The organism is Streptococcus sp. HMSC071D03, assembly GCF_001812125.1.
GTDB lineage: Bacteria > Bacillota > Bacilli > Lactobacillales > Streptococcaceae > Streptococcus > Streptococcus pseudopneumoniae_N.
Window position 1 is genome coordinate 13,453 of sequence record NZ_KV807743.1, and the last position, 17,239, is coordinate 30,691.

Genomic DNA, 17,239 nt, shown 5'->3' on the forward strand with positions numbered 1-17,239 from the left:
ATAACACAGAGGTGTTTTCTTATGCCTATAAGAGCTTTCATTTGACAATAGGAACCCTTGAAGCTGTTTCGTCAGCTAAACCAAGGCTAGTCTTAGACTTGGCTCGCCAGCTTAACAGCATCAAGCCTCTTATCAAATGAAATCGAGTACTAGCTATAAGCTAGTTGAACCATCTAATTTTTAGGAGGTCTGGGTGGCTAATTTCATTATAGAACTTTCAGTAATGCGAAAATAATAAAAATATGAATAAAATTTTCTGAAAACAATTGACAAGTTCTGTTTTTTCTTGTAAAATAAGAAAAATTAAATACAACACCGAATGAAGTTTAATAGAAGTGGAAAATCGTTTGATTTTTCATGACTGTAAATGGACGGAACTCTGGAGAGACCGTAAAGGCACCGAAGGGGCAAGGCAGGCAACTGCTCAAACTCTCAGGTAAAAGGACAGAGCAATGATAGAGCGCTTTTTGGCATTTATCGATGCATTCCAGAGTACATGTTTTTAACATGTGCTCTTTCTTTTGGGGTTGAATAGATAGGAGAATGGTATGTTAAATTTGCTGAAAGAGCTGGATGCTCTGGTATGGGGACCACCCCTTTTGATCTTATTGGTTGGTACAGGGATTTACTTGACTCTTCGTTTAGGACTCTTACAAATTTTGCGTCTCCCTAAGGCCTTCCAGCTTATTTTTACCAAAGACAAGGGACATGGTGATGTTTCGAGCTTTGCTGCCTTGTGTACAGCCCTAGCAGCAACTGTTGGTACGGGAAATATCATCGGGGTGGCAACAGCTATCAAGGTTGGTGGACCAGGGGCTCTTTTTTGGATGTGGGTAGCTGCTTTCTTTGGAATGTCAACCAAGTATGCAGAAGGACTACTTGCTATCAAATATCGAACCAAGGATGATCATGGTGCGGTAGCAGGAGGACCGATGCACTATATTCTTCTAGGGATGGGAGAAAAGTGGCGTCCTCTTGCAATCTTCTTTGCTGTAGCTGGAGTACTAGTTGCACTTTTAGGGATTGGTACTTTTACCCAGGTGAATTCCATTACAGAATCCGTGCAAAATACGGCTAGTATTGATCCGACAATTACTGCACTTGTTTTATCTATTTTCGTAGGGATCGCAGTTTTTGGTGGACTTAAGTCTATTTCTAAGGTTTCAACCACCGTTGTTCCCTTTATGGCTATTGTCTACATCTTGGGAACCTTGACAGTTATTTTCTTTAATATCGAGAAAATCCCTGCAACTTTGGCCTTGGTCTTTACATCAGCTTTTAGTCCAGTGGCTGCAGTAGGAGGCTTTGCAGGAGCCAGTATCCGAACTGCTATTCAAAATGGTGTGGCGCGTGGAGTTTTCTCAAACGAGTCTGGCTTGGGTTCAGCTCCCATTGCGGCTGCGGCAGCTAAGACCAACGAACCGGTAGAGCAGGGGTTGATTTCCATGACAGGAACCTTTATTGATACCTTGATTATCTGTACCCTGACTGGTTTGACAATCTTGGTGACTGGGGTTTGGAGCGGTGATTTGAATGGTGTTGCCTTGACTCAGTCAGCCTTTTCAACAGTCTTTTCATATTTTGGCCCAGCTCTTTTAACAATCTTTTTAGTACTTTTTGCCTTTACCACGATTTTGGGATGGAACTATTACGGAGAGCGATGCTTTGAGTTCCTCTTTGGCGTTCGTTTTATTTGGCTTTATCGTGTGGTCTTTGTTGCTATGGTCTTGCTGGGAGGATTTATCGAGCTGGATATGGTCTGGGTCATTGCGGATATTGTCAATGCTCTTATGGCTCTGCCAAACTTGATTGCACTCTTAGCCTTGTCGCCAGTTGTTATTGCTGAGACTAAGAAGTATTTTGATAAATAATATAAGATTGATCTTTCCATTTAATGAAAATGCTAGCATCTGTTTGTGAGATGCTGGCTTTTTTTCACTTCTAGGGCTAGTCTTTTGTTTTATGTCCTAAGATGAATGAAATTCAATAGTACATTTTTAATGATGTCCTTTATTTGCACTATTATTTATTGTATAATAGTCAGCATAAATCTTTTTTTGTTCTGGTATATCTTGTTTCATCTATATGCGAAAGAGAAATAAACAGGAGGTGTTTATGTCAAAAGATATTCAAAAATTAGTGATTTCACAAGGAATAGCGAATCTAGCAGATGTCTTTTTTAGAGTTGTTGTGATTGCAAATGTGTTTGTCTTATCTGGTTCGGTCATTTCAACCTCCCTAGTGCCAATTCTGATAGGTCTATCCTCCTTTTTAGCCAGTTTCTTAGTTCCATTAGTAACGAAGAAATTAGCTTTAAATCGTGTTCTTTTCTTGACTCAATTTGGTAAGACGATTCTGCTAGCCATTTTGGTTTTTCTACTTAAGCAATCTGAAACTATTTCCCTCTCTTTTTTATATGCTATTGTCACTTTAATCTCCATTTTGGATGGTTTTGCAGCACCTGTTTCCTATGCGATTGTTCCAAGCTATGCAAGAGATTTAGCTAAAGCGAATGCAGCCATCTCAATGAGTGGTGAAAGTGTACAGCTAGTTGGTTGGGGCTTAGGAGGCTTCTTATTTGCGAGTCTGGGAATGAAGCCTAGCCTGCTCATTGTGTTAGCCTTGTTTACAATTTCTACGATTTTGATGGTTGCTTTGCCACTTGTAGAAAAAGAAGAGTTGTCCTCTGAAACGAGTTTTGAGACGCTCACAAAAGGTTGGCGGCTGGTGGTTGAAAAATCAAGATTACGCTTTATTGTCCAGACTAATCTCTTAGAAATCCAAGCTAATGCTATCTGGGTATCTTCTGTTTTACTTGTTTTTGTGACTGAAATTTTACATCAGTCAGAAAGCTATTGGGGCTACGTCAATACGGCCTATTCCTTGGGGATTATCTTGGGAGGAGCTATTATCTTCCGTCTAGCCGAGAAAGTTGTTACCTATAAGTATCAAACTATGACCTTTTCTTTGTTATCGACAGCACTAGTAACTCTGTTGATATTACTATTTCCAAATCCACCTGCTTTTCTATTCCTATCTCTAGTAATTGGTTTTCTATCTCAGATTAAGGAAGTTCCTGAGAGCGTATTATTACAGGAATCGGTTGATGAGAAGGAACTTGTGAATGTTTACTCTGTTATCGAAGTTGTCTCTACCTTGGCCTTTTCTGCCTCTGTTTTTCTAATGAGTTCTATCACAGAATATTTTGGTGTATTTACTGGTTTCGGTCTGGCTATCTTCTGCTTGCTAGTAGAGTCCATCTTAGTTTTAAGAAACAAGCATCAGATAAATTAACGTTTATGATCACACATCTGGTGTGATTTTTTTTGTTTTCATAAAAATTTTTTATCAGTGCAATTTAAAATATATATTATGCAAGGTATAGATTCTGTGTTAGACTTATTGTCAACGAAAAGCTAATGAGTCATCAATCAAGACAAGGATTTGTTCAATAGGCTGATGAGATTTCGTAAGATTTTCGCAGAAACCATTCAATTACAAAACGAAAAGAGGTCCCCTTATGACAACATTTACTATCCACACAGTAGAATCAGCACCAGCAGAAGTTAAAGAAGTTCTTGAAACGGTACAAAAGGATAACAATGGCTATATTCCAAATCTTATCGGTCTTTTGGCCAATGCCCCAACAGCCCTAGAAGCTTACCGAACTGTTGGAGCTATTAACCGTCGCAATAGTCTAACACCTGTTGAGCGAGAAGTGGTGCAAATCACGGCAGCTGTAACCAATGGTTGTGCCTTTTGCGTCGCTGGTCACACAGCCTTTTCTATCAAGCAAATCCAGATGAATGATGACCTACTCCAAGCCCTTCGCAATCGCACTCCAATCGAAAGCGATCCTAAGCTGGATACCCTAGCTAAGTTTACCTTGGCAGTCATCAATACCAAAGGGCGCGTAGGAGATGAGGCTCTTAGTGAATTCCTTGAAGCTGGCTACACGCATGAAAATGCCCTAGATGTCGTTCTTGGTGTTAGTTTGGCAACCCTCTGTAATTATGCTAATAACCTGGCTAATACACCAATTAATCCAGAATTACAATCTTATGCATAAGAGGAGGACAAAGTATGGGATTTTTTCAGAAGAATTTTTAAGCTGGTTAGACCAGCACGCTGATGAAATTGACAAAAAATCATGTCAAGCTGGAGAAGAACTGATTGAGAAAATTGCTGCAGAAGGAGCCTTTCGTGTAGGGGTTTCCAAAGTTCTTAGTGGGCTAGGTGGAAATGATCAAGATGTTATCGATATCCTTGCTGAACTCGCTCAACATTCCTTAACAGCTTCCTTTATCTCATGGGGTCAACGAACTTTAATAGACAATATTCTTCATACTGATAATGCTTATTTCAAAGAAGTTTACTTGGAAAAACTCTTATCAGGAGAATATGCAGGCGCTACGGCCTTATCTAATGCAGTCAAGTATCTATCTGACTTAGAAGAACTAAATGTTCGAATCTTTGAAGAAAATGGGAATTATTACCTAAAAGGCCGACTTCCTTGGGTGACCAATGCTCGTAGGAATCGCTTCCTCACTATTTTTGTAGCAGGATTTGCAGATGACCCGAGTCAAAGTTACGTAGTAGCTGTACCATCGGACGCAGAAAACTTTAGTCGTTCCGAAGATTTGGAATTTGTTTCTCTCCAAGGAGGAAATACAGCAGCTCTGACTTTTAACAAGGTATCTTTAAAGGAAGAGTGGATTCTATCGAGGGATACTCATCAATTTTTAGCGCAAAATCGTCCAGCCTTTTTAGGCTACCAATTTGGCCTAGCCTTTGGTTTGGCTGAACGTTCACTCTCAGAAGTCGAAAAAGAATTGGGGAAACGAGGTGTCTTGAAGGAAGAATGGCAGCATCAGGTCGAACAGTTAGATGATATTCGACAGTCTCTCTATCAAGGACTATCTGAAGAGTCCTATTTCGTTAGAAATCCGCGTGAGCTATTCCAGTTACGAATTGATATTGTTGATGTTGTTGCTCAAAGTCTCTTGTTAGAACTACAAGCTGGTGGCGGTAGAGGATATTTTAGTAAATCGACATCTGGTTTCATACGTCGTTGGAATGAAGGCGCCTTTTTGCCAATTGTTTCTCCTAGTGCAGTGCAACTGCGACATATTCTAGCGACAAACTAAAAATAAAGAAAATAAAAACGAGGTTTATCTTTTTAAACTTCGTTTTTTTATCCTTCATTTAAGCGCTTTTATGCTATACTGATAATAACATGACTATTGGAGGTTCACATGAAAAAACTCCCCTTGGCCTTTTCAGGGTGCTTATTGGGATTGGCTGGAGCAGGCAATCTCATCCTGGATATTTTTCCACTATTATCGCACGTCTTTAGTTTGTCAGGCTTGATTTTATGGTTTTATTTTTTATGCAGTCATCTTAGTGATTGGCAAGAAAGCCAGCAAGAACTTAAGAAAGCTCCTCTATTATCGGGAATGGCGACCTTTCCCATGGCAGGGATGATTTTATCAACCTACTTACTGCGAATCTTACCCACGAGTATGAGTATCATAGCGCAAGCTCTGTGGTGGTTTGCCTTTCTACTGGATGTAGGGTTAATCATCTACTTCACTAAAAATTATGTGCAGACTAAACCAAGAACGAACGCAACGCCAAGTTGGACAGTTCTTTATGTGGGGATAGCAGTAGCAAGCTTGACCTACCCAGTGGTGGGCATAGTCGAGATTGCCTATGGCGCTTGGATTTTTGGATTTACCTTAACCCTTTTCCTTTATCCTCTGATTTATCAAGATTTGAAAAGTAATCCATTGCCACGGGCTTTACTGGGGCAAGAAGGAATCTATTGTGCTCCCTTTTCTCTACTGTTAGCAGCACTCGTTCGAATCGGAGGTTCATCTCTTCATGGCTGGATTTTGCTAGTCATGATCCTTGCCTCACAGACTTTCTTTTTCTTTGTCCTCAGTCGTTTGCCACGGATTTTAAAACAGGGATTTCAACCAGCTTTTTCAGCCCTAACCTTCCCAACTATCATCACTGCAACTTCATTGAAAATGGCCCAAGGCATCCTGCAGTTTCCAGTCCTAAATCTTTTCGTTTTGCTCGAAACGATCATTTGTTTAACAATCCTTGTCTATGTATTAGTAGAATATATGCGGTATTTAAGGAGCTAAAAAAGCCCCCTAGCACTGAGAAGTGTTAGGGGGTTGTTCTTTCTGTTAGGTTGATAGTTATTATAACCAACAATCCAAGCAGTTTCTTACTTTTCCTTATGTAGTGATAGGAAGCTGTAGACCATAGTCCCAAAGATTGCTCCAATACTAAGACCAAAGACAAGTAAGGGAATCATTATCTCTGTTTGGATGATTTTTTCCAAGAAAGTTGACAGGGGCATCTGCTGAACGAAGAGTTTATGAAAGAGTAGCAGGGCAAATAAGCCAATCTCGATAATTATAAATACCAACCAACTACGAACTTTTATTTGGTGTTTGCTGTAGGTTTTGTAGATGATTTCTGATTTGTCATCCTTTTCAAGATGAAGCTCTTGGACGGCTCTTTGAGTTTTTATACTCATGAACCAAATGAGTCCAAAATAGATGTAGGGCATAACATTTCGAACAATTTCTATAAAGCGTCCGAACAAAATATAGAATAGGAAGAGAATGAAGGAAGAGTAAAAGATTTGGACCATGGAACGGGCGCAAGCCTTGTAGATAACCTCTTGACGGCATTCATCAAAAGGCCCTTGTATATGAAAGAAATTTCGAAGTAAGCGAGTTGTTAAGTCTTCTTTTTGCATGGTAGGGACCTCTTAATAACATTGTTTTTGATTAACTTCTTTAAAGAGTTGATAGAGAGTATAGAAGTAGACTAGACTAAAAACAATACAGATGGTTAGAAATAGTAGATATCTCCAATCCATAGAATTCGTTATCAGTTGTGGGAGAGATACGAGAATAAAGCAGAGAGATGAGTTTAAGAGGCGTATTTTTTTTGATGTGATTTTCTGAAATCTTTGTCCTTTGTTCAAGACAGGAAGGGCTAAGAGGAAGATAATCAGAAAAGGACGCGTAATTTGGCCATAAACTAGGAAAACTGTCATAAAGATACTGATCAAAATATGGCTGAGAATTAAAGTTACTAGTGATTTCATAAGCTTCCTCCTAATCGTCGTCTTGATCTTCCTTGGCTTTTTGAATCCGAAGGGAGACACCGCTCTGCATGATCAATCCGAAGAATAAAGTTGCTACGATAGTTGTCACAAAATGTCCTGTATTTAAAAGAGAACTAAGATAATTTTTACTATCATCCGTCAAGACATTAAGAAGTGGTATTCCAAATAACATGACTGATCCATAGATTAGACCCGCTTTCAGACCAGGAAAACGTAACTGTTTCTTTTCCTTTTGGCTCAACATATCAGGATCGATGGCTGTGATACCCGTTTTCTTGGTTTGAGAGAGCACATAGAAGGCACAAACCAAGGAAATCAGAAAAATAATGATTGGATATCCGAAAGCGACCATTTGGGGATATTTATAAGCAAGGACAAAGGGGATGAAATTGCCTAAAGTTATGAGGTAAAAGAGAATCATAAAGACTTTATTCCCGATGTGGTCAGCCTCGCGTCGTTTGTGTTCATCAAGTGGCCCTGAAATGCCATAGATACGTTTGATTAGTTTTTCATAGAGGGGTTCTTTTTTCATGGGTAATTTCTCCTAAATGAACGATGTTATTTTGTTTCTTTTACGAATTGATAGAGACAATAGAGATAAGTAATAGAAGAAAGGATAGCGATAGTTAGCAGTATATAATATTTCCAATTGCTTGAAATGAGCGTCAGTTGTAGTAAGGATAGAAAAGATAGAATCATAAAGAATAGTGCTAGGTTGAGTATGCGCGTTTTTTGGGAGTCGATCTTTAGATAAGTCAGTCCTTTATTGAGGGCTGGAACAAAGACTGGAAGGAGGATTATATCGTAGATGGGCAAGTTCCCTGAAACGATGATGAAGATGAGTAGAGAAGCAAACAAAAGATGATAGGTCAGTAAAGTTACTAGTGATTTCATAAGGCACCTCCTAATCCTGGTCTTTTTTAGCTCTTACAATACGAAGTGAGTCGACAATATGCACCATCACTCCGAAAAAGAAAGCTCCCAGTATAGTTTTAAAAATATGTTTTGTATTTAGAAGAGAACTGATAAAATTTGGATTTTCACTTGTTAGGGTATCAATGAGTGGAATTATAAAAAATATCACTGTTCCATAAATCGAACCTGCTTTCAGACCAGGATAACGTAACTGTTTCTTTTCTTTTTTCATGAGTTTCCTCCTAATCCTTATCCTGCTCTTTTTTAGCTCTTGCAATGCGACGGGAGATGAGGAACTGTATGCTCGCTCCGAAGAAGATAGAACCGAAAATGCTTGCTAAACCATTTCTTATAGTGAGAAGAGAATGGAAATAGTCCTGACCTTCACCAGTAAGTATACTGAGAAGAGGGGTTATAAAAAACATCCATAGGCCAAAGAACAAACCTGCTTTAAGACCAGGGTAGTGTAGTTGCTTATTTTCTTTCTCACTCAACATATCTGGTTCAATAGTTGTAATCCCTGTTTTTTGCATTTGGTAGGTGACGTAGCCAGCAGAGATGAGGGCAATCACTAAAATCAGAGGAGGATAGACTAGAGCCACTAGTTGAGGATATTTATAGGCTAGAACGAGTGGAATAAGATTTCCGAAAATCATCAGATAAAAGAGAATCATAAAGACTTTATTTCCGATGCGGTCAGCTTCGCGCCGTTTGTATTCGTCCAGTGGATCAGAAATACCGTAAGTGCGTTTGATGAGCTTTTCAGTGATAGTTTCTTTTTTCATTTTTCTTCTCCTTTTTAACAATCATCCTCCCAAAAGAGACTGTTGAGGTCAGTTTGGAGGCTTCGAGCGAGATTGAGACAGAGTTCCAGGGTGGGATTGTATTTATCGTTTTCAATCATATTGATGGTTTGTCTCGAGACACCGATATCCTTGGCAAGTTCGAGTTGGGACTTGCCCAGTTCCTTGCGGAATTCTTTCACACGATTCATGCTTCCTCCTTTTTAGATTGTGTCACATATATTTGACTATAGTATATTCTTTTGAAAATAAAATGTCAACTATTTTTGACATATTTTTAAGAGAAAGTTGATGAGGATATTTCCATTATAAAATCTTCTAGCGATTTTATGCTATTTTATGCTATAATAAAGAAAAGTACAGAATTATAAGAGTGAATTGGATAGACTGAAAGCTATCCACTAAAGAAGGAGTAGAAAATGAACCATAAGATTGCAATTTTATCAGACATTCATGGCAATACGACGGCCTTAGCTGGAGTGCTTGAGGACGCAAAAAATTTGGGGGCGACTGAATATTGGCTTTTGGGGGATATTTTTCTTCCTGGGCCGGGAGCAAATGACTTGGTGACTCTTTTGAAAGACCTACCCATTACAGCATCGGTTCGAGGGAACTGGGATGATTGTGTCTTAGAGGCTTTAAGTGGGCAATATGGTCTAGAAGATCCCGAAGAAATTCAGTTTCTCAGGATGACTCAGTATCTGATGGAGCGCATAAACCCCGAGCATATTGATTGGTTGAGAAAGCTACCTATGATAGCCAAGAAAGAAGTCGAAGGCTTGCGCTTTTCTCTTTCACATAATTTGCCTGAGAAAAATTATGGTGGTGATTTGCTGGTTGAAAATGATACCGAAAAATTTGACCAGCTACTTGATGAAACTACTGATGTAGCCGTCTATGGACATGTTCATAAACAGCTCTTGCGTTATGGTAGCCAAGGTCAACAAATCATCAATCCAGGTTCGATTGGTATGCCTTATTTTAACTGGAAAGGGCTGAAAAATCACCGTGCCCAGTATGCCTTACTTGATGTTGAAAATGGTGAATTGGTCAATATCCAATTTCGTAAGGTTGCCTATGATTATGAAGCAGAGTTAGAATCAGCCAAGGAAAAAGGCCTTCCTTTTATCGAAATGTATGAAGAGTTGCGACGTGAGGACAACTATCAAGGCCATAATAGAGATTTGTTAGCCAGCCTCAATGAAAAACATGGTTATATCAAGGATGTCAAAAACTATTTTGATTTTTTGTAAAAGGTGCTTTAACGAACAGATACTAAATAAAACGATTGGATTAGCCAATCGTTTTTAATATATCTTATTGTAATTGAGATTGATCTGGTAGGTAAGAACCACCGAGATAAGTTTTGCTGAGTTTTTCAAGGGTTCCATCTTGGTAGAGTTCTTTGAGAACCTTGTCAAATTGTTCTTTAAATTCTTTTTCGTCGCTTGAGAAGATGATGTAGTTGTTTGGATTGTCATTGCTTTCTAAGTCGACTAGGTTCAAGTCTAAACCTCGCTCTTGGATAATTTTTTGAACAGAGATTTTATCAAAGATTAGGAAATCAAACTCGCCATTTGAAAGATCAGTCAGACGTTTAGCGACATCCTCACCAGAGTATTGGATAGTTGCAGGATTGTCGGAGTGGCTTTGATTCCAGTCGGTAACAACCTTGGCAGTAGAAGTTCCAGTATCATCCTGGGTTGTTTTACCAGCGATATCTTGAAGAGAGGTAAGAGCCTTGTCTTTTCTGCTCACAAGAACCAAAGGATTTTTAGCGATAGGTAGAGAGTAGAGGTATTTGTCTGCTCTTTTTTGGTGTAGATCAAGTTGTTGGCAGCAGCTTGGTAACGGCCAGCATCCACTCCAGGGAAGATACTTTCCCAAGCAGTTTTTTGAAATTCAATCTTGTATTGATCTAGTTTTTCATCGACTGCTTTTAAAACCTCAACATCATATCCAGTCAAATTACCATCTTTTTCAAAATCAAAAGGTGGGATGTCTCCAGCAGTTGCTACGACAATGGTTTTAGGACTAGCAGTGGCAGTAGAAGTACTATCTAGTTTGGCTTGTCCACAGGCGACCAACAAGGGACTGATGGCTAATAATAAGAATAATTTTTTCATAAGATAATGGTATCTAGTTTACCAGACAATCAATCAGATATCTAATATATATTTTTTATGGAGATGATAGAGAAACATTATAATTTTAAAACGGAGCCTAGAACTGACAGTTGAATTTGGGAAAGATAATTTGTTTCACTAATGAAAAATCTCTGCAAGCTCTTTCAGAATGTGGTAAAATGGAAGCAGTAGAAATAGAAAAGGAAATCAATTATGAAATTTCTTGAGTTAAATAAAAAACGTCATGCGACTAAGCATTTTATTGATAAACCAGTTGATCCCAAGGATGTTCGAACAGCTATTGAAATCGCAACCTTGGCACCGAGTGCTCACAACAGTCAGCCTTGGAAGTTTGTTGTGGTTCGTGAGAGAAATGCTGAATTAGCAAAATTAGCTTACGGTTCAAACTTTGAGCAAGTAGCATCTGCCCCTGTAACCATTGCCTTGTTTACAGATACTGACCTAGCTAAACGAGCTCGCAAGATTGCCCGTGTTGGTGGAGCAAAGAACTTCTCAGAAGAACAACTTCAGTACTTTATGAAAAATCTTCCAGCAGAGTTTGCGCGTTACAATGAACAACAAATCAGTGACTACTTGGCTCTTAATGCTGGGCTTGTAGCTATGAACTTGGTCCTTGCATTGACTGACCAAGGAATCGGATCAAATATTATCCTTGGTTTTGACAAATCAAAAGTCAACGAAGTCTTGGAAATCGAAGAACGCTTCCGTCCAGAGCTCTTGATCACAGTAGGATACACAGACGAGAAGTTAGAACCAAGTTACCGCTTGCCAGTAGATGAAATTATCGAAAAAAGATAGGAAGAAAAAATGACAGTTATTAATTTTACAGCAGAAGTAGAAAAACGTAAAGAAGACCTCTTGGCTGACTTGTTTAGCCTTTTGGAAATCAACTCAGAACGCGATGACAGCAAGGCAGATGCGCAACATCCTTTTGGACCTGGTCCAGTAAAAGCCTTGGAGAAATTCCTTGAAATCGCAGACCGCGATGGCTACCCAACAAAAAATGTCGACAACTATGCAGGACATTTTGAGTTTGGTGAAGGGGAAGAAGTTCTCGGTATCTTTGCCCACATGGATGTGGTACCTGCAGGTAGCGGATGGGATACTGATCCTTACACTCCAACTATCAAAGATGGTCGTCTCTATGCGCGTGGTGCTTCTGACGATAAGGGACCGACAACAGCATGTTACTATGGTTTGAAAATCATCAAAGAATTGGGACTTCCAACTTCTAAAAAAGTTCGTTTTATCGTCGGAACTGATGAAGAATCAGGTTGGGCAGATATGGACTACTACTTTGAGCATGTAGGACTTGCGAAGCCAGACTTTGGCTTCTCTCCAGATGCTGAATTCCCTATCATCAATGGTGAAAAAGGAAATATCACAGAATACCTCCACTTTGCAGGTGAAAATACTGGTGCAGCTCGTCTTCATAGCTTTACAGGTGGCTTGCGTGAAAACATGGTACCTGAGTCAGCAACGGCAGTTGTTTCAGGTGACTTGGCTGACTTGCAAGCTAAACTAGATGCCTTCGTAGCAGAGCACAAACTCAGAGGAGACATTCAAGAAGAGAATGGTCAGTACAAGGTAACTGTAATTGGTAAATCAGCCCACGGTGCTATGCCTGCTTCAGGTGTCAATGGTGCTACTTATCTTGCTCTTTTCCTCAGCCAATTTGCTTTTGAAGGACCTGCAAAAGACTTCCTTGACATTGCTGGAAAGATTCTCTTAAATGACCATGAAGGCAAAAACTTGAAAGTGGCTCATGTTGATGAAAAGATGGGTGCCCTTTCTATGAATGCTGGAGTCTTCCGCTTTGATGAAACAAGTGCTGACAATACCATTGCCCTTAACTTCCGTTATCCAAAAGGAACAAGCCCTGAGCAAATCAAATCAGTTCTTGAAAACTTACCAGTTGTTTCAGTTAGCTTGTCTGAACACGGACATACACCTCATTATGTTCCAATGGAAGATCCACTTGTACAAACCTTGTTGAGCGTGTATGAAAAACAAACAGGCCTTCAAGGTCACGAACAAGTCATCGGTGGTGGAACATTTGGACGTCTCTTAGAGCGTGGTGTCGCTTACGGTGCTATGTTCCCAGATTCTATCGATACTATGCACCAAGCCAACGAATTTATTGCCTTGGATGATCTCTTCCGTGCAGCAGCCATCTACGCTGAAGCTATCTATGAATTGATCAAATAATGATATAGAAGTCTGAGATTTAATGCTTAGACTTCTTTTTGGAGGAGAAAATGTCTCAAATTGAAAGAATCAAGCAAGCTATTATAGAGGATCCACAGAATGCCAGCTATACTGAGCATGGCATCCAACCTCTTTTTGCAGCACCAAAGACTGCTCGAATCAATATCATTGGGCAGGCACCTGGTCTCAAAACTCAAGAAGCAGGACTTTACTGGAAGGATAAAAGTGGGGATCGCTTGCGAGAATGGTTGGGTGTGGATGAAGATACGTTTTATAACTCAGGTTACTTTGCTGTCATGCCCATGGATTTCTACTTTCCAGGTCATGGAAAATCGGGTGACCTGCCACCTCGTCCAGGTTTTGCAGAAAAATGGCATCCGGAACTCTTGAAGGAATTACCAGATATTCAATTAACACTCTTGATTGGTCAGTATGCCCAAGCCTACTATCTACATGAGAAGGTCAGTGGCAAGGTGACAGACCGTGTGCATCGATTTAAAGATTATTTGCCTGATTATTTCCCTCTGGTACACCCATCACCACGTAATCAAATTTGGATGAAAAAAAATCCTTGGTTTGAGGAAGAAGTGGTTCCAGATTTGAAAAAAAGAATTAAAACTATTTTAGGAGAAAAAGAATGAACGAAATTACTTTTGACGATTTTTATCAGTTTTATCAGAAAGAGTCGCTTTCTGTATTAGATGTGAGAGAAGTAGAGGAATTTGAGACTCTTCATTTAGAAGGCGCTCGTAATTTACCTCTCAGCCAATTAGCTGATACTTATAAACAACTAGATAAAGATAATCTTTACTACGTGATTTGTAAATCAGGAATGCGTTCAGCACGTGCCTACCAATTTTTAGCAGAACAAGGCTATGAGGTTGTCAATGTCCAAGGTGGCATGGATGCCTTAGAATAAGAAAATCTCCCTTTGAGACCGAAAATAAGAAAGGTTTTAAAGGGAGTTTATTTGTTCTAAAAATCAGAAAATTGAAAACATTTTAAAATTATTTCGAGATAGCCTTTTCAAGCCTTTAATCATGTTATACTAAGAAAGTATTTTATTTTTAATAAGGAGAGTTTATGGCTAAAAAAGGTGCTTTAACAGGATTACTCCTGTTTGGAATATTTTTTGGAGCAGGTAACTTGATTTTCCCTCCAACTCTAGGCGCACAGTCTGGAGAAAACTTTCTCCCTGCCATTGCAGGATTTGTATTTTCAGGTGTTGGGATTGCCGTCCTAACCTTGATCATTGGAACCCTTAATCCAAAGGGCTATATCTATGAAATTTCTAAGAAAATTTCACCATGGTTTGCGACAATTTATCTTGCAGCTTTGTACTTGTCGATTGGCCCATTCTTTGCCATCCCTCGTACAGCAACGACATCGTTTGAAGTTGGTATTAGTCCACTCTTGGATCAAGCCGATAAAGGTTTAGGTTTGATTGTCTTCACCATTCTCTACTTTGTAGCTGCCTACCTAATCTCCTTGAATCCTTCAAAAATCTTGGATCGTATCGGTCGAGTCTTGACTCCAGTTTTTGCCATCTTAATTGTTATTCTGGTTATCCTTGGAGCTTTCAAGTATGGTGGGAACGCACCACAAGCAGCTTCAGGAGCTTATCAAGCTTCCGCCTTTGGAGCAGGTTTCTTAGAAGGATACAATACACTTGATGCGCTTGCTTCGGTTGCCTTCAGTGTTATTGCAGTACAAACCTTGAAACAACTTGGTTTTTCAAACAAGAAAGAATACATCTCAACCATTTGGGTGGTTGGAATCGTTGTAGCACTCGGATTTAGTGCTCTCTACATCGGTCTAGGTTTCTTGGGCAATCATTTCCCAGTAACAGAAGAAGCAATGAAGAGCGGAACTCCTGGAGTTTATATCTTGTCTCAAGCGACTCAAGAAATCTTTGGTTCTACTGCTCAGCTTTTCCTTGCGGCTATGGTAACCGTTACTTGCTTTACAACGACTGTAGGGTTGATTGTATCAACTGCTGAGTTCTTTAACGGACGTTTCCCGCAAATCAGCTACAAGGTTTATGCGACTGTCTTTACCTTGATTGGTTTTGCCATTGCAAATCTTGGTTTGAGTGCTATTATTAAGTACTCTGTACCAGTTCTCGTTATTTTGTACCCAATTACGATTGCCATTGTCATGATTGTGATTATGAACAAGTTTGTTGCTCTTTCTAAACCAGGAATGCAATTAACTGTTGGTATTGTCACAGCCATTGCTATTGCAAGTGTTTTAGGATCTACTTTTAAGGTTGAGGTCCTTGCAAATATCGTGAACGCTCTACCATTTGCGGAGGCTTCTCTGCCATGGTTGGTACCAGCTATTATCGGAATTCTACTTTCTCTTGTTCTTCCAAATAAACAAGAAAGTGAAGCTTTTGAAATGGAATAATCACTAAAATCACTTTTGTAGCCAAGTCTACAGGAGTGATTTTCTTTTTTATCCGATGATAAATGTGTTATAATAGGTAGCAAAAGAGGTGAAAAAATGAATCAAACTGTAGAATATATCAAAGAACTAACTGCTATTGCATCGCCGACAGGTTTTACGCGTGAAATTACGAATTATTTAGTTGAGACTCTTGAAAAACTAGGTTATCAACCAATCCGTACTGCCAAAGGTGGTGTCAACGTCACTGTTAAAGGTAAAAATGACGAGCAACAGCGTTTTATAACTGCCCATGTGGATACCTTGGGGGCTATTGTCCGTGCTGTTAAACCAGACGGTCGTCTTAAGATGGACCGTATCGGTGGCTATCCTTGGAATATGATTGAGGGAGAAAACTGTACGGTTCATGTAGCTAGTACAGGGAAAACTGTTTCAGGTACCATTTTGATCCACCAGACTTCTTGTCATGTATACAAGGACGCTGGAACTGCTGAACGCACGCAGGACAATATGGAAGTGCGTTTGGACGAAAAAGTGATCAATGAAAAAGAAACACGCGCACTTGGTATTGAGGTTGGTGACTTTATCAGCTTTGACCCACGAACTGTCGTAACTGAGACAGGCTTTATCAAATCGCGTCATTTGGATGATAAGGTCAGTGCAGCTATCCTTCTAAATCTCCTTAAAGTCTATAAGGAAGAAGGGATTGAACTTCCTGTCACTACGCATTTTGCCTTTTCAGTCTTTGAAGAAGTGGGACATGGTGCTAACTCAAGCATCCCTAGTCAAGTTGTCGAATATCTAGCAGTAGATATGGGAGCAATGGGAGATGATCAGCAGACAGACGAGTACACAGTGTCTATCTGTGTTAAAGATGCTTCTGGTCCTTACCACTATGAATTCCGTCAACATTTGGTTGCTTTAGCAAAAGAGCAAGATATTCCATTTAAACTAGATATCTATCCATTTTACGGTTCGGATGCTTCTGCGGCCATGTCAGCTGGAGCAGAAGTCAAACACGCTCTTCTAGGAGCGGGTATCGAGTCTAGTCACTCATACGAACGTACCCATGTTGATTCTGTTGTAGCAACTGAACGTATGGTAGATGCTTATCTCAAGAGTGACTTGGTGGACTAAGATGTGCTTGATTTGTGATCGAATTGAACTCATCAAGACTGGAGACAATCCCTACTTTGTAAAAGAACTGGAAACAGGCTATGTTGTCATTGGAGACCACCAGTATTTTGAAGGCTATACTCTGTTCCTGGCAAAAGAGCATGTGACAGAATTGCATCATATGGAAGCTCCAGTCAAACTTCGCTTTTTAGAGGAAATGAGCTTGGTCCAAGAAGCTGTCTCTAAAGCTTTTTCTCCTCAAAAGATGAATGTAGAGTTGTTAGGAAATGGAGATGCACATGCCCACTGGCATATTTTTCCAAGACGAGAAGGTGATATGAAGGGACACGGTCTTAATGGTCGTGGTCCAGTTTGGTGGGTTCCATGGGAAGAAATGATTGCTGAAGAATATCAAGTTAAGGGAAGTAAATTAGAAGACTTGATTGCAAGATTATCTGAGACGTTAAACCAGATGATTAAATGAAAGGATA

20 protein-coding genes, 1 pseudogene and 1 riboswitch are annotated in these 17,239 nt (G+C 39.7%); of the genes and pseudogenes, 13 read left to right on the top strand and 8 right to left on the bottom strand.

Translation table 11 applies throughout. The features are described 5' to 3' along the window. Positions 1 to 369: 369 nt before the first annotated feature. A riboswitch (glycine riboswitch) is annotated at positions 370 to 458 on the top strand. A gap of 90 nt (positions 459 to 548) precedes the next feature. The 5 genes from HMPREF2837_RS04855 to HMPREF2837_RS04875 all read left to right on the top strand — a co-directional run bounded on the left by HMPREF2837_RS04855 (position 549) and on the right by HMPREF2837_RS04875 (position 6,152). Next, positions 549 to 1,871 (top strand): alanine/glycine:cation symporter family protein, encoded by a 1,323-nt coding sequence (locus tag HMPREF2837_RS04855; RefSeq protein WP_049548359.1) that lies wholly within the window; start codon positions 549 to 551, stop codon positions 1,869 to 1,871. Between the two features lie 244 nt (positions 1,872 to 2,115). Next, on the top strand, positions 2,116 to 3,294 hold the full coding sequence (locus HMPREF2837_RS04860) for a ryptide export MFS transporter (RefSeq protein WP_049548360.1): 1,179 nt from the start codon (positions 2,116 to 2,118) through the stop codon (positions 3,292 to 3,294). Positions 3,295 to 3,520: 226 nt separating this feature from the next. Next, the gene (locus HMPREF2837_RS04865) at positions 3,521 to 4,069 is read left to right on the top strand and encodes a carboxymuconolactone decarboxylase family protein (RefSeq protein ID WP_049548361.1); all 549 of its coding nucleotides are present in this window, start codon (positions 3,521 to 3,523) and stop codon (positions 4,067 to 4,069) included. Further along, entirely contained in the window at positions 4,062 to 5,147 is a 1,086-nt protein-coding gene (locus tag HMPREF2837_RS04870) for an acyl-CoA dehydrogenase family protein (RefSeq protein WP_049548362.1), read from the top strand. Before HMPREF2837_RS04865 ends, HMPREF2837_RS04870 begins: the two co-directional genes overlap by 8 nt. 108 nt (positions 5,148 to 5,255) lie before the next feature. Further along, positions 5,256 to 6,152, top strand: a complete 897-nt coding sequence (locus HMPREF2837_RS04875) for a TDT family transporter (RefSeq protein ID WP_049548363.1) — start codon at positions 5,256 to 5,258, stop codon at positions 6,150 to 6,152. 86 nt (positions 6,153 to 6,238) lie between these two features. Here the strand turns inward: HMPREF2837_RS04875 and HMPREF2837_RS04880 are convergent, their stop codons facing one another. From HMPREF2837_RS04880 to HMPREF2837_RS04910, 7 genes are read right to left on the bottom strand one after another with little or no spacing between them, the layout of a single operon-like run. Then, positions 6,239 to 6,778, bottom strand: a complete 540-nt coding sequence (locus HMPREF2837_RS04880; RefSeq protein WP_049548364.1) for a DUF3278 domain-containing protein — start codon at positions 6,776 to 6,778, stop codon at positions 6,239 to 6,241. Positions 6,779 to 6,790: 12 nt separating this feature from the next. Then, positions 6,791 to 7,132, bottom strand: coding sequence for a hypothetical protein (locus HMPREF2837_RS11640; RefSeq protein WP_049548365.1), 342 nt, complete (start codon positions 7,130 to 7,132; stop codon positions 6,791 to 6,793). A 10-nt stretch (positions 7,133 to 7,142) separates the two neighbouring features. Further along, positions 7,143 to 7,685: a DUF3278 domain-containing protein gene (locus HMPREF2837_RS04890; protein ID WP_049548366.1), complete on the bottom strand. Its 543-nt coding sequence runs from the start codon at positions 7,683 to 7,685 to the stop codon at positions 7,143 to 7,145. 26 nt (positions 7,686 to 7,711) lie between these two features. Then, positions 7,712 to 8,047 carry a hypothetical protein gene (locus HMPREF2837_RS04895; protein WP_049548367.1) on the bottom strand — a complete coding sequence of 112 codons (336 nt, stop codon included), beginning with the start codon at positions 8,045 to 8,047 and terminating at the stop codon, positions 7,712 to 7,714. Positions 8,048 to 8,057: 10 nt separating this feature from the next. Beyond that, positions 8,058 to 8,300, bottom strand: coding sequence for a hypothetical protein (locus HMPREF2837_RS04900; protein ID WP_049548368.1), 243 nt, complete (start codon positions 8,298 to 8,300; stop codon positions 8,058 to 8,060). 10 nt (positions 8,301 to 8,310) lie between these two features. Continuing rightward, entirely contained in the window at positions 8,311 to 8,853 is a 543-nt protein-coding gene (locus HMPREF2837_RS04905) for a DUF3278 domain-containing protein (protein WP_049548369.1), read from the bottom strand. Between the two features lie 14 nt (positions 8,854 to 8,867). Beyond that, positions 8,868 to 9,062, bottom strand: coding sequence for a helix-turn-helix transcriptional regulator (locus tag HMPREF2837_RS04910; RefSeq protein WP_001082477.1), 195 nt, complete (start codon positions 9,060 to 9,062; stop codon positions 8,868 to 8,870). A gap of 228 nt (positions 9,063 to 9,290) precedes the next feature. Between HMPREF2837_RS04910 and HMPREF2837_RS04915 the strand changes: the two genes are divergently transcribed. Continuing rightward, positions 9,291 to 10,124 (top strand): metallophosphoesterase family protein, encoded by an 834-nt coding sequence (locus HMPREF2837_RS04915; protein ID WP_049548370.1) that lies wholly within the window; start codon positions 9,291 to 9,293, stop codon positions 10,122 to 10,124. Between the two features lie 64 nt (positions 10,125 to 10,188). Here HMPREF2837_RS04915 and HMPREF2837_RS04920 read toward each other — a convergent pair. Continuing rightward, positions 10,189 to 10,997, bottom strand: a pseudogene (locus HMPREF2837_RS04920) (amino acid ABC transporter substrate-binding protein). A gap of 213 nt (positions 10,998 to 11,210) precedes the next feature. Here HMPREF2837_RS04920 and HMPREF2837_RS04925 point away from each other — a divergent pair. The 7 genes from HMPREF2837_RS04925 (at position 11,211) to HMPREF2837_RS04955 (ending at position 17,232) form a co-directional block, all read left to right on the top strand. Then, positions 11,211 to 11,816, top strand: a complete 606-nt coding sequence (locus tag HMPREF2837_RS04925) for a nitroreductase family protein (RefSeq protein WP_049548371.1) — start codon at positions 11,211 to 11,213, stop codon at positions 11,814 to 11,816. Between the two features lie 9 nt (positions 11,817 to 11,825). Next, complete coding sequence (gene pepV, locus HMPREF2837_RS04930; protein WP_049548372.1) at positions 11,826 to 13,226, top strand: dipeptidase PepV; 1,401 nt, start codon at positions 11,826 to 11,828, stop codon at positions 13,224 to 13,226. A 50-nt stretch (positions 13,227 to 13,276) separates the two neighbouring features. Then, positions 13,277 to 13,867, top strand: a complete 591-nt coding sequence (locus tag HMPREF2837_RS04935; RefSeq protein WP_049548373.1) for a uracil-DNA glycosylase family protein — start codon at positions 13,277 to 13,279, stop codon at positions 13,865 to 13,867. Continuing rightward, positions 13,864 to 14,145, top strand: a complete 282-nt coding sequence (locus HMPREF2837_RS04940; RefSeq protein ID WP_049548374.1) for a rhodanese-like domain-containing protein — start codon at positions 13,864 to 13,866, stop codon at positions 14,143 to 14,145. The genes HMPREF2837_RS04935 and HMPREF2837_RS04940 overlap by 4 nt, the downstream gene beginning before the upstream one ends. Positions 14,146 to 14,309: 164 nt before the next feature. Beyond that, positions 14,310 to 15,635 (top strand): branched-chain amino acid transport system II carrier protein, encoded by a 1,326-nt coding sequence (gene brnQ / locus HMPREF2837_RS04945; RefSeq protein ID WP_075230703.1) that lies wholly within the window; start codon positions 14,310 to 14,312, stop codon positions 15,633 to 15,635. Positions 15,636 to 15,731: 96 nt separating this feature from the next. Next, a complete protein-coding gene (locus HMPREF2837_RS04950; RefSeq protein WP_049548376.1) occupies positions 15,732 to 16,769 on the top strand; it encodes a M42 family metallopeptidase in 1,038 nt (345 codons plus the stop codon). Between the two features lies 1 nt (position 16,770). Further along, on the top strand, positions 16,771 to 17,232 hold the full coding sequence (locus HMPREF2837_RS04955; protein ID WP_049548377.1) for an HIT family protein: 462 nt from the start codon (positions 16,771 to 16,773) through the stop codon (positions 17,230 to 17,232). Positions 17,233 to 17,239 lie beyond the last annotated feature (7 nt).

What these genes read in the sequence shown, in the direction of transcription:
- HMPREF2837_RS04855 (WP_049548359.1), top strand. Translation starts at nt 549, where the DNA reads ATGTTAAATTTGCTGAAAGAGCTGGATGCTCTGGTATGGGGACCACCC.
- HMPREF2837_RS04860 (WP_049548360.1), top strand. Translation starts at nt 2,116, where the DNA reads ATGTCAAAAGATATTCAAAAATTAGTGATTTCACAAGGAATAGCGAAT.
- HMPREF2837_RS04865 (WP_049548361.1), top strand. Translation starts at nt 3,521, where the DNA reads ATGACAACATTTACTATCCACACAGTAGAATCAGCACCAGCAGAAGTT.
- HMPREF2837_RS04870 (WP_049548362.1), top strand. Translation starts at nt 4,062, where the DNA reads ATGCATAAGAGGAGGACAAAGTATGGGATTTTTTCAGAAGAATTTTTA.
- HMPREF2837_RS04875 (WP_049548363.1), top strand. Translation starts at nt 5,256, where the DNA reads ATGAAAAAACTCCCCTTGGCCTTTTCAGGGTGCTTATTGGGATTGGCT.
- HMPREF2837_RS04880 (WP_049548364.1), bottom strand. Translation starts at nt 6,778, where the DNA reads ATGCAAAAAGAAGACTTAACAACTCGCTTACTTCGAAATTTCTTTCAT.
- HMPREF2837_RS11640 (WP_049548365.1), bottom strand. Translation starts at nt 7,132, where the DNA reads ATGAAATCACTAGTAACTTTAATTCTCAGCCATATTTTGATCAGTATC.
- HMPREF2837_RS04890 (WP_049548366.1), bottom strand. Translation starts at nt 7,685, where the DNA reads ATGAAAAAAGAACCCCTCTATGAAAAACTAATCAAACGTATCTATGGC.
- HMPREF2837_RS04895 (WP_049548367.1), bottom strand. Translation starts at nt 8,047, where the DNA reads ATGAAATCACTAGTAACTTTACTGACCTATCATCTTTTGTTTGCTTCT.
- HMPREF2837_RS04900 (WP_049548368.1), bottom strand. Translation starts at nt 8,300, where the DNA reads ATGAAAAAAGAAAAGAAACAGTTACGTTATCCTGGTCTGAAAGCAGGT.
- HMPREF2837_RS04905 (WP_049548369.1), bottom strand. Translation starts at nt 8,853, where the DNA reads ATGAAAAAAGAAACTATCACTGAAAAGCTCATCAAACGCACTTACGGT.
- HMPREF2837_RS04910 (WP_001082477.1), bottom strand. Translation starts at nt 9,062, where the DNA reads ATGAATCGTGTGAAAGAATTCCGCAAGGAACTGGGCAAGTCCCAACTC.
- HMPREF2837_RS04915 (WP_049548370.1), top strand. Translation starts at nt 9,291, where the DNA reads ATGAACCATAAGATTGCAATTTTATCAGACATTCATGGCAATACGACG.
- HMPREF2837_RS04925 (WP_049548371.1), top strand. Translation starts at nt 11,211, where the DNA reads ATGAAATTTCTTGAGTTAAATAAAAAACGTCATGCGACTAAGCATTTT.
- pepV (WP_049548372.1), top strand. Translation starts at nt 11,826, where the DNA reads ATGACAGTTATTAATTTTACAGCAGAAGTAGAAAAACGTAAAGAAGAC.
- HMPREF2837_RS04935 (WP_049548373.1), top strand. Translation starts at nt 13,277, where the DNA reads ATGTCTCAAATTGAAAGAATCAAGCAAGCTATTATAGAGGATCCACAG.
- HMPREF2837_RS04940 (WP_049548374.1), top strand. Translation starts at nt 13,864, where the DNA reads ATGAACGAAATTACTTTTGACGATTTTTATCAGTTTTATCAGAAAGAG.
- brnQ (WP_075230703.1), top strand. Translation starts at nt 14,310, where the DNA reads ATGGCTAAAAAAGGTGCTTTAACAGGATTACTCCTGTTTGGAATATTT.
- HMPREF2837_RS04950 (WP_049548376.1), top strand. Translation starts at nt 15,732, where the DNA reads ATGAATCAAACTGTAGAATATATCAAAGAACTAACTGCTATTGCATCG.
- HMPREF2837_RS04955 (WP_049548377.1), top strand. Translation starts at nt 16,771, where the DNA reads ATGTGCTTGATTTGTGATCGAATTGAACTCATCAAGACTGGAGACAAT.